We start from the raw sequence: 12,862 nt of genomic DNA on the forward strand, positions 1-12,862 counted from the left end.
TCGCCAGCAGGTTGGTGCGTCCACTCCCCAGCCCCATCAGCACCAGCATGAACAACAAGCGCCAATCGTAGGTGGTGTTGTGGGCTCGCAGATCGGGTACTTCCATCAGGTAGGGAATCGGGCTGGGGATCTGTATGGTCGTCTTCATGCAGAATTATGATAAAAGCCTGACCCTGCTGGTACTGGCTTGTTTCATGGCCTTATTATGCTGGAATATTGATTAACAGACCACTCAGCCAGTCCTGAGCCACTTTCCAACTGCTTCTTCGACAGTTCAGCCTCAAACTCCTGGCAGAAATCATCCACATCACAGAACAACTCGAGTAGAGATATGCTCATATTGACCTCCTCGTTGGCTTGGGCAGTTGCCAGATTGCACCCTTAGCCTACTTGGAGGTCTTTCTTTTCTCTACCTGCACGACTTTTTCTTCTCTTCTCTATCTCCGAACTGGCGCTATGATGAATGTATCTGTACCGGCATTTGTACAACTATGTGCTAATCCTGCGGCGCAATCACGAACGCCGAGGCGATTTCGTCTTTATCGCTCAGGTTCATCACCTTTACGCCACTGGTGGCCCGTCCGTACTGCGCGATGCTGGCAACATTGGTGCGGATGGCGATGCCCCGGCGTGAGAGCACCAGCAGGTCTTCGTTGCCCTGTACGCGCATGAGGGCTGCCAGTTGCCCCACTTTTTCGTTGGTGTTGAAGGTGATGACGCCCATACCACCCCGGCCTTGCAGGGGATATTCCGAGACCGGGGTGCGTTTGCCGTAGCCGTAGGTGCCCACCGCCAGCACCTCCCCTTCCTCGCCTTTGGGCAGAATGACCAGCGAAACCACGCGGTCGTCGCGGCCTTCTTTGAAGCGGATGCCCGTAACGCCCTGGCTGGCCCGCCCGGTAGCGCGCACATCGGAGAGCTCGAAACGGATGGCCTGGCCGCTTTGCGTGGCGAGCATAACCTGGTCGCCCTCCTGGGCTATGGCCACCCCCACCAGCGCGTCGTTTTCCACCAGATTTATGGCAATAAGCCCGGCGCTGCTCAGGTTCTGGTACTCCTTAATCTCGGTTTTCTTTACCAGGCCATCCCTGGTGGCAAACACAAAGTAGCCTTCCTGGGTCAGGTCGCGTACGTTTAGGAGAGCTGCCACCTCTTCGCCTTCTTGCAAGGGCAGCAGACTGACCACGTGGGTACCCCGGGCCTGGCGGCCGGCCTCGGGTAGCTCGTGAACTTTCTCGCCATAGACCCGGCCCCGGTTGGTAAAGATCAAGAGGGTGTCGTGCATGGAGGCCACAAACACCGAGATGGCCTCGTCTTCTTCCTTGGTTTTGCCGGCCTGGGCCCCCACCCCGCCACGCCCCTGCGCCCGGTAGGCCTCGAGGGGGGTGCGCTTCATAAAGCCCTGGCTGGTCAGGGTGATGACCATAGGCTCATCTTCGATCAGGTCTTCGATGCTGAAGCCCTCCTCGAACTCGGTGATCTGGGTGCGGCGCTGGTCACCGTACTTCTTCTTGATGTCCAGGAGCTCGCTCTTAACCACCCGCCACAGCCGTTTCTGATCGCCCAAAATGGCCTCGAGGCGGCCAATTTCCTCCATCAGCTCGCGGTACTCCTCTTGCAGCTTGTCGCGCTCCAGACCCACCAACCGTTGCAAGCGCATGTCCAGGATGGCCTGGGCTTGAATTTCGGTCAGACTGAACCGACTCATCAAGCCGCTGCGGGCCTCGGCGGCATCCTGCGAGGCGCGAATCAGGGCGATGACCTCGTCAATGTGGTCGAGGGCAATCAGCAGCCCTTCCAGGATGTGGGCGCGCTCTTTGGCTTTGCGCAGCTCGTACTCGGTGCGCTTGCGCACCACCTCGCCCCGGTGCTCGAGGTAGTAGCGCATCATCTCGAGCAAGGTCAGCACCTTGGGCTCGCCCTTCACGATGGCCAGCAGGTTTACGGTGAAGCTGGTTTGCAGCCGGGAGTGCTTGTACAGCTTGTTGAGCACCACCTGGGGGTTGCTACCCCGCTTCAGCTCGATAGCAATGCGCAAGCCCTGGCGGTCGGACTCATCGCGCAAAGCCGAGATTTCGTCAATCACCTTATTTCGTACCAGTCCTGCAATTTGTGCAATGAGGTCGGCTTTGTTGACCTGGTAAGGAATCTCGGTGAAGACCAGCATGGCCCGCCCGTTCTTGTCCTCGTTGCGAACCCTGGCCCGCACCTTGAGGCTACCGCGCCCGGTGGCGTAGGCTTCCTTGATGCCCCGGCGGGAGAGCTTGGCTCCGGTCGGAAAGTCCGGCCCCGGCAGCACCTTCATCACTTCCTCGAGCGAGACCTCGGGGTTGTCAATCATCAGCACCAGCGCATCCACCACTTCGTTCAGGTTGTGGGGGGGAAGGCTGGTGGCCATCCCGACTGCAATCCCGGCGGAGCCGTTTACCAGCAGGTTGGGCAGGGCAGCGGGGAGCACCTCGGGCTGTTCCTGGGTGCCGTCGTAGTTGGGTACGAACGGTACGGTCTCTTTGTCGAGGTCTTGCAAAAGCTCGAGGCCAATGTTTGAGAGTCGTGCTTCGGTGTAGCGCTGGGCTGCAGGGGGGTCTCCGTCGAGCGAGCCAAAGTTGCCCTGCCCATCAATCAGCGGGTAGCGCAGGTTCCAGGGCTGGGCCAGGCGCACCAGGGTGTCGTAGATAGCGGCGTCGCCGTGGGGGTGAAACTTACCCATCACCTCACCCACGATTTTGGCGCTCTTGACGTGTTTGCGGTTGGGGAGCACGCCGTCCTGGTAGGCCCCATACAGGATGCGCCGCTGCACCGGCTTGAGGCCATCGCGCACATCCGGCAGGGCCCGGTCTACGATGACCGACATGGCGTAGTTAATGAAGCTTTGTTTGACTTCGTCGGTGATTTCAATTGGTAGGACTTGGGACATTCAATATCTCCTGTTTCGTTTTCGGCACAAAAAAAGCGCCTTGGACGCGCTTTATATCCAACAAATTATTATACCCTATTGAGGCTGTTATGTCAAAAACATAATTTCTTGACCCAGGCTTTTATCATTTACCTGGGCATCGTCGCTTCAACCCCCCACACGGCGACACCGGGTTGCCGCCAGAACTGTTATATTCGGCAAAAGGAGCACCAAACTGGCTGACGGTGTCGCCACCCACTCCCGCAAAGGGAGAGGGAAAGGGGAAACGATAAAAGCCCGATTTCGTGGCCAAATGGGGCACTTTGCCCGGATAGCTGCGGAGAATGGCGCAATGAACGGCACATTTGTTGCTCTGATATCGTCCAATCCGTTTCCCTCCGCTCCTACCCTCTCACAGTGAGAGACGGTTTTCGCTGACCATTCTGGGTTATGTCCTGCGTGCCCCTCAAAGCTCTGCTACCCAGGTTCATATCAAGGCTACTGGACTAAAATCGCCTCCCAGCACCTGGCGCGGGTTGGCGGCAATCCACTGCAAGGCCGAGGCGTAGACGTTGCGGAAGTCGGTCTGGTATTTGAGCGCGTTCAGCTCGAGATCCTCGAGGTCGGGCTCGCTCCCGAACAGCCCACCCTTTACGCCCCCTCCGAGTACAAACATCAGCCCACCCTCCCCGTGATCGGTGCCATAGGAGGCATTCTCGGCGACTTGTCGCCCAAACTCGCTAAACACCATAATCATTACGTCTTTATCCCGATCGATGGCCTTCATATCCGCACGGAAGGCGGTGATGGCCTGGGCCACATAGCCCAGTAGCTCGGCCTGGCGGGGGGGCTGCCCGGCGTGCGTATCCCAGCCGCCGAGGGTGGTGTAGTAGACGCTGCTGCCCAGCCCCCCGGCAATCATGCGGGCGATGTCGCCCATGCTTCGGCCAAAGGCATTATCGGGGTACTGGGCGCGATTTTTCACCTCGCGCAGTCGCCCGATTTTGTCCAGGGCCCCCTTCAGCGAGAGCATGGCCTTTCGAACTTCCTCCGCGGTGCCGCTGCGGACTAAGCGGGCCTCCTGGTTAAAAGCCTCCTCGAACTGCCGGGGCAGCCGAATGCTGAAGGCATCAATGCTGCTGATGGCGGGTGCGCTGCGCCGTTCCCCTACCAGGGCCTGGGGGGTGGCTCCGCCCAGAAAGGTGTCGCAGAAAGGATCGTCCTGGAGGTCGCCCCAGCGGCCCAACCAGCCGGTTTCTTGCCTGCGGCTGGGGTCGGCGGTGTGCCAGATGGAGGTGGAAATAAAGTGGCTGCGGTTGGGGTTGGGGTAGCCTACTTGTGGGATGATGGCCAGTTCGCCGTTGTTCCACATCGGCATCAGCGGCCTTAGTTCGGGGTGAAGGCCCAGTTTTTGCCCATTGGCTCCCAAATCCAGCACTTCTTCGCGCTTGATGGCGATATTGGGGCGCAGGCGGTAGTAGAGTTCGTTGCGGTAGGGAATCAGGGTGTTGAGCTGGTCGTTGCCGCCGAACAGGTTGACGACTACCAGGATTTTGTCCCTGGACTGCGCTGCCAGAGCAGTTTTGGAAAGCAATGAGGGCGCACCCTGCCCCAGGGCCAGTGTCAACAGGGATTTTTGGATGAAATCGCGTCGGTTCATGGGAACCTCGTCTGGCTAGAGTAGCTGGGCCTCCGGCTTGACCAGGGCCAGCGCACCACTGCCGTTGTCCATAAAGACTTCAAGATCGAGCTTATACTCCCGGCCCGCAAAGCCCGCCAGCAGATTGAGGCGGTTCAGGAAGGGCGACTCGGCCAGCCAGGATAGGCCACCATCCCAGCCCGCTACGGTGGGGGGGTCGAAGGGGATTTGCCCCATAGCGGCCAGGGCCTGGTAAAGCCCACGCCCAGGCCGCCCCTCGAAATCCAACGCCGTAACCCCGGCGGCGTACCACAGCCCCACCAGGTATTCCAGGGGGCTTTTGATGATGGCGTTGCGGTATTGCGGGCTGTAGAACTCGTCGCGGGTGAAGAGCCAGCGCAAGAACTCGCGTGTGCCGCCGCTGTGGAAAACCCGTGCGGCTTCCTGTACCAGCGGCTCGGGCGGTTCGGGGCATAGATAGAACTTCAGCAGCTTTCGTCCGACAAACTCGTAGGTTTTGGGGTGGGCGATCAGGATTTCCAGCACCTCATCGCCGGTTTTGATGCGCTTACCCAGGAAGGTTTTCTCGCCCGGGTCGTGCCAGTTGCGGTTGAAAACAAACTCGAAGGCCACATTGGCGCTGGCCTCGCGGGGGCGCTGGCCGCCGGGTAGGCGCACCGTCCAGCCGGTGAAAGCCCGGGCCGCTTCCAGGATGTCCTGCTCGGTGTAGTGGCCGGGGCCGATGGTGTAGAGCTCGAGCAGCTCCCGCGCCCAGTTCTGGTTGGGGTGCTCCTTGCGGCTCTGGGCGTTGTTGAGATAAAGGAGCATGACCGGGTTTCTGGCGATGGCCTTCAGGAGTTCGCCATAGGGCCCGTAGCCCAGTTGCCGGAAGGTGGCAAACTGGTTCCAGAAGTCTATGCCCTGGGCACCCATGGTTTCGCGGAACTCCGAGGTCAGGTGGCCGTGCCAGAACAGCACCAGGCGCTCGGCGGCGGGGGTGGGGGTGGTGAGCCAGTGGTTCAGCCAGCGCTGGCTGATTTCGCGGTGCTGCTGGCCGCGCTCGTTGCGAGTGGCGGCGGTGGTGTAAGCAGGGGCGGGGGCCGGGTCGCGCAGCAAATAATCCACTGCGGCCTCGAGGCCCATCTCCACCAGCTGCTGGGCCTCCTGCTTTCGCCCTCTTGCGGCGGCCCGGCGCAGCAGGTGGGTGGCTTGGGGGTAGGTCAGTGCTCGAGCCATCATGAATTTCCTCTTGATTTGAAAATAGCCCGCCTACCTGAAACCAGCCTTAAGGAGGCACCGATGGCAAATGGTCACCGATGCCTACGGGACTGATTATCGTTACCGGGGGTATGGCGCCCTCGCCTTTGCGAGGCCCGCTTAATCTGGCATAGAATCGCCTGCAAAGGAGCGTTATGAAAAAGTATCGTGTTGAACCCGGTAACTCATTTCGCCTCGAGCATTTCGACCCCGATGACACCAGCGCCTTCAAAGGCGGCAAACAGGAAGCCCTGGTGGCGCTGGAAGGGCTGAACAAAAAGCTGGAAAAGCTGCAAGAGCTGCTCTTTGCCGAAGGCAAGCACAAGGTGCTGGTAGTGTTGCAGGCCATGGACGCGGGCGGCAAGGATGGCACCATCCGGGTGGTCTTCGACGGGGTAGACCCCAGCGGGGTGCGGGTGGCCAGCTTTGGCGTGCCCACCGAGCACGAGCTGGCCCGCGACTACCTCTGGCGGGTGCACCAGCAGGTGCCGCGCAAGGGTGAGCTGGTTATTTTCAATCGCTCGCACTACGAAGATGTGCTGGTCGTGCGGGTCAAGAACCTGGTACCCAAAGCGGTCTGGCAGAAGCGCTACCGCCACATCCGCGAGTTCGAACGAATGCTGGCCGACGAGGGTACTACCATCCTCAAGTTCTTCTTACACATCTCCAAAGACGAGCAGCGCGAACGCCTGCAAGAGCGGCTGGACAACCCCGAGAAACGCTGGAAGTTCCGCAAGGGCGACCTCGACGACCGCAAACTGTGGGATCAGTACCAGGAAGCCTTCGAGGATGCCATCCGCGAGACCAGTACCGAGTACGCCCCCTGGTACGTGATACCGGCCAATAAGAACTGGTATCGCAACTGGCTGGTGAGTAGCATCCTGGTCGAAACCCTGGAAAGCCTCGAGATGCAGTACCCCAGGCCGGAGATTGGCCTCGAGAAAATCGTGATCGAGTGAGCCCCTTACCAGGGGTTGGGGGCGCTCCAGACCCGCTTGCGCCACTGCTCCCGCGCTGCCTCGACCTGCGCGGGGTCGTCCTCGTCGAGCGGCATCAGGCCGGTCTTGCGCCAGTAGGTCAGGCGGCGGCGCACCGACGGGTCGAAATCGTCCTCGCTGACCGGGCCGATGGGCTGGTACTCGCGGCCATCGTAGCGCCACAGCCAGCCGTGCCAGTACACCGTGGCGTCGTAGGGGGACACTCCGTAGCGGCTGGCTGCCTCATTGGTCAGGGGGTCGTCCACCACCCAGTCGCGCCAGACGAATTTGGGGGGTTTGGGTTTTTGCATGGTTTTGACCTCCGTACAGGAAGGCTTCCGTGAATCCTGGTGCGGGTTCAGCAGCCCTCCTGAGCTGGAGATTAGGCGGGTTCAATTGTCCGTCGAACGGAAATCACTCGAGCGGCAAAATGAACCTGTATGCCAAAGGCTTATCAGGTTTACCAGAGGGTTTTAGAGGTGGGCCGGGACTATCTGGGCCGGCCCAAAGCCAGCGACCCGGAGACCGCAGCGACTCTGCTGGGGCTGGATCAGGCTTCCTTTGCGGCATTTACCCACCGGCTCGGGCTGGGCAGCGCCAAGCACCTGCGCTACACGGTGCTGCCCCTGGCCTGTGCAAAGCCGCCCCTGGGCCCCATCCTGCGCGAGATGCTGGCTGCCGGGGCCAGCTTTGCCGAGCTACAAAAGCTGCAAAGCCGCTACCGCAGGCGCGAACTGGAACTGGCCCAGCTCCAGGAAGCAGCCAAAGCGCGGGCCTGGCGCAGCCTGCTGGTCAAGCGGCGGGCGCTGCCCGACTGGGCGACCCGGCCGGTCTGGATTTTCCCTGCCGATGTGCGACTGCGTGAGCTCGAGGGTCTGAACCCCACAATTGCCGAGGTGCTGGTGGAGCGGTACAGCCAGCCGGGAGAGTGGGTGGTAGACCCCATGGCCGGCAAGGGAACGGTGGTGCAAAAAGCCCTCGAGCTGGGCCGCCGGGCCTGGGGCAGCGACCTGAAGGGCGATAATGATCTGGTTAAGCGGCTCGACATTGCCGACCTGGTCGAAGCCCTGGGTGAAGAAGTGGCCGATTTGCTGGTACTGCACCCCCCCACCTTTGCCTGGTTTGCGCAGAACGTCTTTGACCCGAAAACGCACGAGCACCCCGAGACCGATTACGCCAACTGGCTTTCGGGCCACCTCGAGCACGCCCTGCCCGTGCTCAAACCGGGGGGGCGGCTGGTGCTGATCGTGCGGCCCGACCACAAGCCGCGAGGGCTCATCCGCCAGGACGGGCTGCTTCGGTGGGCGTTTGTAGCCCCTGTGGAATATCTGCTGAGTGAGAAGGACCTCGAGCCCGTTCACTACCACCTGGCCGTTTCGGAAGATGGCGAGGAGGACTGGAGCATATTTGTAGGCAAAAAACCTGTGCTAGACGACTGACCCCAAGCCCTCGCGATCGAACCAAGAAACTGAACCCCCAGAATTCCGCCGGACGAAAAAGTGGATATCGGGATACTGCCTTTGGAGGTAAACATGACGCAGATTCATACACAGCGGGCTTTGATAGATGGCCAGGATCTCTTGCGGGTGGAAATTAAGGCTCCCCAGGAAGGGGTGCAGGCCCGCCGGCTCGACCTGGCGCTGGTGATAGACCGCTCAGGCAGCATGTCCGGCCTGCGCCTGCGGGCGGCCCGGGAAGCCGCCGAGGGAATCCTCAAAACCCTGGCCGGTCAGGAGGTGCGTCTGGGCCTGGTTGCCTTTAACGATGGGGTCTTACGCTCTGAGGGTTGGGCGGGGCCTGCGGAGGCCCGGTTTTTCCTGGATGCCCTGGTGGCCCAGGGGAGCACCGACCTTTTTCGAGGCTGGCAGGTGGGCCAGCAGATGCTGACCCCGCAAAAAGGGCGACTGCGGGCGGTGCTGCTGCTAACCGATGGACGGGCTAATCGAGGCCTGACCCAGCCCGAGGCCATTGCGGCCGAGGTGCTCCAGGCGGCACAACGAGGGGTGTACACCAGCACAGTTGGCATTGGGCTTGGCTACAACGAAGCCCTCCTCTCGAATATGGCCGAGGTAGGCGGCGGCACCCATCTGTTTTTGCCCGATGAGGCTGCTCCAGAGCTTACCCAGGCGCTCCTGGAAGAGTTGGCCTTTTTGCGGGGAACAGTGCTGGATGGGGTTGAACTGAAACTCCTGGGGGCCAGGGCGACCCCTTTGCTGGGGGTATGGGAAGGAGGGCAGGGCTACCTGGGCCCGATGGCGCCGGGCGAGGTGCGCACCCTGCTGCTTCAGCTCGAGCCCCTTTCGGACGTGGCCACCCTGGAAGCCGAGGTGCAACTGCCCGGGGGCCGCGAGAAGTATCGTTTGACCTTGCCCGAACCCGCGCCGACAGGCTCCGATTATCGGCAAGTGGCCTTTGAGCGAGCTGTGGCCCAGCTGCGGCTCCTGTATGCCAGGCTAAGCGATCTGGAGGGCCCCGGTCAGGCCCAGGTTCTGCTCGAGGCTGTCCAGCCAATCCGGGCTGCCTTGCAGGGTCACTCCGATGCCCGCACCCCCCAGTTGCTAGCTCAGCTTGAGCAGCTCGAGGCCCGCCTGAAGCGGCTCGCAACTTCCTTTGAGTTTCACGAAGCCCGCTGGTTTTCCAAGGCTTTTTTTACCGAGGCCGACAGCCTCAACTCCTCCAGCCGCAAACCCCGCAATTCTCGCACCGGTCGGTAGGAATGTGCCGAAAGTGCATGTGCTTGGGGCCGCCTGACCGCCACCCCCGAGGGCGTGCACTACGTCTCGCACGGCCTGAGCAAGCCCGGCCCGCGCCTGGTGATGACCCCCGACATCGCCCCCTGGATTCAATACTCAAAGGTAGCCGCTGATGATGTTTTCGACGCGGAATGATTGTTTGCTACGCTGAGGGTGTATGTTACGCGGTATCATCCCCCCTACGCCGAGCAACAGTAACGTTGCCTCGTCAGCGGGGTTTCCGGGGAAGGTTCGCCAAGACCAGCTCAAACGAGGGCTTTTGTGCGCTGGCATAGAACTGCTGCAAAACGGATCCCGTTTCCTGGAAACATAGGTGTTGAAGACGCACAGCTTTCCCAATCACTGTATCGAAGGATATGCTGCTACCATGCGACTTCCGATTGGTTTTCGTGCGGGTGCAACCCGGGCCGGTATTAAGCCCTCGGGCAAGCCTGACCTGGCTCTTTTGGTTTCCGGAACCCCTTGCAACTGGGCCTTTGTTGGAACCCTGAACAAGGCTGCCGCTCCTTGTGTGACTCGAGGCCGTGAGCTGCTGGCAAATGGTCAGCCTCTACAGGCCATTGTGGTCAATGCAGGCAATGCCAACTGCGCCACCGGCCCGCAGGGTTTCCGGGCCGACCGGCAGATGGCCGAACTGGCCGCAGCCCAGCAGCGCATCGCCCCCGAGGCCGTCCTGACTGCCTCCACGGGGGTCATCGGCCAGCCCTTGCCGGTAGAGAAAATCGAAGCAGGTCTGCCCAATATTCATCTGGGCCTGGACATTGACCCCTTTATGGAAGCCATCATGACCACCGACCTGGTGCCCAAAATGGCCGAGGCTACCCTATCGAGCGGGGCTCGAGTAGTCGGGGTTTGTAAGGGGAGTGGCATGATTGCGCCCAACATGGCCACCATGCTGGCCTACATCGTCTCTGATGCCGAGGTTTCCCAAACAGAGCTGCGGCGGGGCTGGCAGGGGGTGGTGGACAGAAGCTTCAACCAGGTCACGGTGGACACCGACACCTCTACCAACGATATGGCCGTTCTGATGACCAATGGCGCGGCAGGGCCGGTGGATCTGGGTGAGTTCTGGCAGGCCATTGAACAGGTCTGTGTGGAGCTGGCCCGCAAGCTGGCCCGCGACGGCGAGGGCGCTACCAAGCTGCTCACGGTGAAAGTAACCGGGGCCGCTAGCGACGCGGAAGCCCGCAAAGCCGCGCTCTCGGTGGCGGCCAGCCCTTTGTGGAAAAGCGCCGTCTACGGCAACGACCCCAACTGGGGTCGGGTCATGATGGCGCTGGGGAAAGCGGGGGTGGCACTTGAGGTAGACCGGGTTCGGATTGTCCTGCAAGGTATTCCCCTTTACGCCGGTCGGGTACTAGACTTCGACCGCACCGCAGCCAGCCAGGCCATGCAAACCGAAGAGGTGCTGGTAGAGGCCGACCTGGGACTGGGCGAGGGACAAGGAATGGCATGGGGATGCGACCTTACCGAAGGCTATGTGCGAATTAACGCGCTCTATACCACCTAATACCAACTCTACGACGATGTGACACATAACGCCTCTTGAATCCAGGGCCAAAAGCAAAGCTGCTTGACCCTGGTCGGGTCAGCCGCAAGCTGTGAGAAACTGCTCGGCAGCCAGGCGTTTGTGCTCCAGCGAAGGGTACACCTTGCCTTCAATAGCCCGCCTGACCTCCTCAAAAACCCGCTCGGCGGGGTTGAGCTCGGGCGAATAGGCCGGTTGAATGATCCGACGGCCCGAAAGCTCGGATAGGGTACGACCCCGGTGAACCCCCGCCCCATCCCAAACGTTGATCGCTAAGGCCCATTGCTCCAGCACCGGTTTGAGCTGTTCTTGTTTCATGCGCGGGATCCAATGCCACCTCAACTGGCCGATGGCCGGTATCACCGCCAGCAGCAGGTAGGCATACCGGTATGCCCGCTGTACCCTCTGAACCACCTTCACCCCACGAGGCGCCAGCACCCGTCGAACCTGACCCAGCAGTCCCAGCCGCATCTCATCGCTAGGGCCAGGGCCTCCCCCAGGTTCTGACCCAGTCGGTGAAGCGCTTCGCCTATCAGGGCTTTGAGCCCCCCTTTTTCCAGCGCCCTAGCGCTGCCGCATCGGCCTTGGCGGAACTCGGTCGCGGTGCTTTGGGGTGAACCTTCCAGCGAGCCATCAGCCCATACAGGCCTTTATAGCTGTACTGTACCCCAAAGCGTTGTTGCACCCACTGCTGCGCTTCTTCGTAGGTGCGAAAGCTTCCCTTGGCGCACTCATCTTTCAGTTCCAGCTGTTGGCCTTCATCCAGCCAGGCTCGACGGACTTTAACCCCCCAGCCCGGTACGCGCTTCAGAACCTCCCCCAATCCCCCGCCCGGTACCAGTCCAGCCACCTGCTGAGGGTTTTACGTCCAATCCCCACCTCTTTGGCCGCCTCCTGCGCCGCTTTGCCCCGACGTACCAACCACATCGCCTGCAGCCGTTTGCGTCGTTCCAGGTGCTTCTCTCTTCTGTACAGCTCCTCCAACTCCTCTGCGCTTTCGACCCAATCGATTGGGGCAATCCTTCGACTCATTCCCCAATCCTACCTTAGGGGTCATCTTCGGTGAGATTTGGTATTAGCAGCGGGCAGTACCAACGGTCCCTGACACCAGACACCCATACAGGGCGTCTTGCCCCGCCCAGATCCACGCTGAGACTACCAATCTATTGACTACTTCCGTAACGTCGGTCATGTTCCTATCTCATGGCAAAGCCGGTCTTTGCGACGGCAATACTGGCACAGGTGGGTCTGGCTCATAGCGAATACGGCTCGGCCAGTGGTTTTGTGCACGGTTGGATGCACCCATTGGGTGGTCTGGATCATTTGCTGGCCATGGTGGCCGTCGGGCTATGGGCGGCACAGCTTGCCAGCGGGGGCGATCGCCGGGCCTTGTGGGGCGTACCCCTGGCCTTTGTAGCAGTGATGGCGCTGGGTGGCCTGCTGGGGATGCTTGGCCTGGAAGTGCCCCTTGTCGAGACCGGGATTCTGCTGTCGGTGTTCTTGCTGGGGGGCCTGGTGCTATTTGCAGCCCGAATGCAGCTGGGTTTCGGTGCAGTGCTGGTGGGATTGTTCACGTTGTTCCATGGCCACGCCCACGGTGCAGAGATGCCCGCCAGCGTCTCGGGCCTCGAGTACGCACTGGGCTTTGTGCTGTCCACGGCCCTTTTACACCTGATGGGTATCGGAGCCGGACTGCTCTCCGGCCAGGCCACCACCCTGCCCGCTTTGCATAAACTGCCCTTGCTGCGGCTGCTGGGGGCACTGGTGGTGCTGGGCGGAGTGATGGTGATGCAAGCCTGACCTGAACCGCTC

The 12,862-nt window shown here is 61.0% G+C and carries 11 protein-coding genes; 5 read left to right on the plus strand and 6 right to left on the minus strand.

What is annotated here, in order from left to right:
- Positions 1-496: 496 nt before the first annotated feature.
- The 3 genes from gyrA to J3L12_RS03120 all read right to left on the minus strand — a co-directional run bounded on the left by gyrA (position 497) and on the right by J3L12_RS03120 (position 5,774).
- Positions 497-2,917 (minus strand): DNA gyrase subunit A, encoded by a 2,421-nt coding sequence (gene gyrA / locus J3L12_RS03110; protein WP_208013587.1) that lies wholly within the window; start codon positions 2,915-2,917, stop codon positions 497-499.
- 466 nt (positions 2,918-3,383) lie between these two features.
- Positions 3,384-4,556: a DUF1501 domain-containing protein gene (locus J3L12_RS03115; protein ID WP_208013588.1), complete on the minus strand. Its 1,173-nt coding sequence runs from the start codon at positions 4,554-4,556 to the stop codon at positions 3,384-3,386.
- 15 nt (positions 4,557-4,571) lie between these two features.
- Complete coding sequence (locus J3L12_RS03120) at positions 4,572-5,774, minus strand: DUF1800 domain-containing protein (RefSeq protein WP_243454879.1); 1,203 nt, start codon at positions 5,772-5,774, stop codon at positions 4,572-4,574.
- 173 nt (positions 5,775-5,947) lie between these two features.
- On the opposite strand from J3L12_RS03120, the gene J3L12_RS03125 reads away from it, so the two are divergent.
- Positions 5,948-6,751, plus strand: coding sequence for an AMP/ADP-polyphosphate phosphotransferase (locus J3L12_RS03125; protein ID WP_208013589.1), 804 nt, complete (start codon positions 5,948-5,950; stop codon positions 6,749-6,751).
- 5 nt (positions 6,752-6,756) lie between these two features.
- Here J3L12_RS03125 and J3L12_RS03130 read toward each other — a convergent pair whose 3' ends face one another.
- Complete coding sequence (locus J3L12_RS03130; RefSeq protein WP_208013590.1) at positions 6,757-7,080, minus strand: hypothetical protein; 324 nt, start codon at positions 7,078-7,080, stop codon at positions 6,757-6,759.
- Between the two features lie 129 nt (positions 7,081-7,209).
- Between J3L12_RS03130 and J3L12_RS03135 the strand changes: the two genes are divergently transcribed.
- The 3 genes from J3L12_RS03135 (at position 7,210) to argJ (ending at position 11,032) form a co-directional block, all read left to right on the plus strand.
- Positions 7,210-8,208: a site-specific DNA-methyltransferase gene (locus tag J3L12_RS03135; RefSeq protein ID WP_208013591.1), complete on the plus strand. Its 999-nt coding sequence runs from the start codon at positions 7,210-7,212 to the stop codon at positions 8,206-8,208.
- 93 nt (positions 8,209-8,301) lie between these two features.
- Complete coding sequence (locus tag J3L12_RS03140) at positions 8,302-9,483, plus strand: VWA domain-containing protein (protein WP_208013592.1); 1,182 nt, start codon at positions 8,302-8,304, stop codon at positions 9,481-9,483.
- A gap of 406 nt (positions 9,484-9,889) precedes the next feature.
- On the plus strand, positions 9,890-11,032 hold the full coding sequence (gene argJ / locus J3L12_RS03145) for a bifunctional glutamate N-acetyltransferase/amino-acid acetyltransferase ArgJ (protein WP_208013593.1): 1,143 nt from the start codon (positions 9,890-9,892) through the stop codon (positions 11,030-11,032).
- 78 nt (positions 11,033-11,110) lie between these two features.
- On the opposite strand, the gene J3L12_RS03150 is transcribed toward argJ, so the two are convergent.
- Both J3L12_RS03150 and J3L12_RS03155 read right to left on the minus strand, forming a co-directional pair.
- Positions 11,111-11,521 (minus strand): hypothetical protein, encoded by a 411-nt coding sequence (locus J3L12_RS03150; protein WP_208013594.1) that lies wholly within the window; start codon positions 11,519-11,521, stop codon positions 11,111-11,113.
- 61 nt (positions 11,522-11,582) lie between these two features.
- On the minus strand, positions 11,583-11,900 hold the full coding sequence (locus tag J3L12_RS03155; RefSeq protein WP_208013595.1) for a winged helix-turn-helix domain-containing protein: 318 nt from the start codon (positions 11,898-11,900) through the stop codon (positions 11,583-11,585).
- Between the two features lie 353 nt (positions 11,901-12,253).
- Between J3L12_RS03155 and J3L12_RS03165 the strand changes: the two genes are divergently transcribed.
- A complete protein-coding gene (locus J3L12_RS03165) occupies positions 12,254-12,850 on the plus strand; it encodes a HupE/UreJ family protein (protein WP_208013597.1) in 597 nt (198 codons plus the stop codon).
- The last annotated feature ends 12 nt before the right edge of the window (positions 12,851-12,862 follow it).

Source organism: Meiothermus sp. CFH 77666, from assembly GCF_017497985.1.
In the GTDB taxonomy this organism is placed as follows: Bacteria; Deinococcota; Deinococci; order Deinococcales; family Thermaceae; genus Meiothermus.

Excerpts from the sequence above, each read along its gene's own strand:
- gyrA (WP_208013587.1), bottom strand. The coding sequence starts at position 2,917 with ATGTCCCAAGTCCTACCAATTGAAATCACCGACGAAGTCAAACAAAGC.
- J3L12_RS03115 (WP_208013588.1), bottom strand. The coding sequence starts at position 4,556 with ATGAACCGACGCGATTTCATCCAAAAATCCCTGTTGACACTGGCCCTG.
- J3L12_RS03120 (WP_243454879.1), bottom strand. The coding sequence starts at position 5,774 with ATGATGGCTCGAGCACTGACCTACCCCCAAGCCACCCACCTGCTGCGC.
- J3L12_RS03125 (WP_208013589.1), top strand. The coding sequence starts at position 5,948 with ATGAAAAAGTATCGTGTTGAACCCGGTAACTCATTTCGCCTCGAGCAT.
- J3L12_RS03130 (WP_208013590.1), bottom strand. The coding sequence starts at position 7,080 with ATGCAAAAACCCAAACCCCCCAAATTCGTCTGGCGCGACTGGGTGGTG.
- J3L12_RS03135 (WP_208013591.1), top strand. The coding sequence starts at position 7,210 with ATGCCAAAGGCTTATCAGGTTTACCAGAGGGTTTTAGAGGTGGGCCGG.
- J3L12_RS03140 (WP_208013592.1), top strand. The coding sequence starts at position 8,302 with ATGACGCAGATTCATACACAGCGGGCTTTGATAGATGGCCAGGATCTC.
- argJ (WP_208013593.1), top strand. The coding sequence starts at position 9,890 with ATGCGACTTCCGATTGGTTTTCGTGCGGGTGCAACCCGGGCCGGTATT.
- J3L12_RS03150 (WP_208013594.1), bottom strand. The coding sequence starts at position 11,521 with ATGCGGCTGGGACTGCTGGGTCAGGTTCGACGGGTGCTGGCGCCTCGT.
- J3L12_RS03165 (WP_208013597.1), top strand. The coding sequence starts at position 12,254 with ATGGCAAAGCCGGTCTTTGCGACGGCAATACTGGCACAGGTGGGTCTG.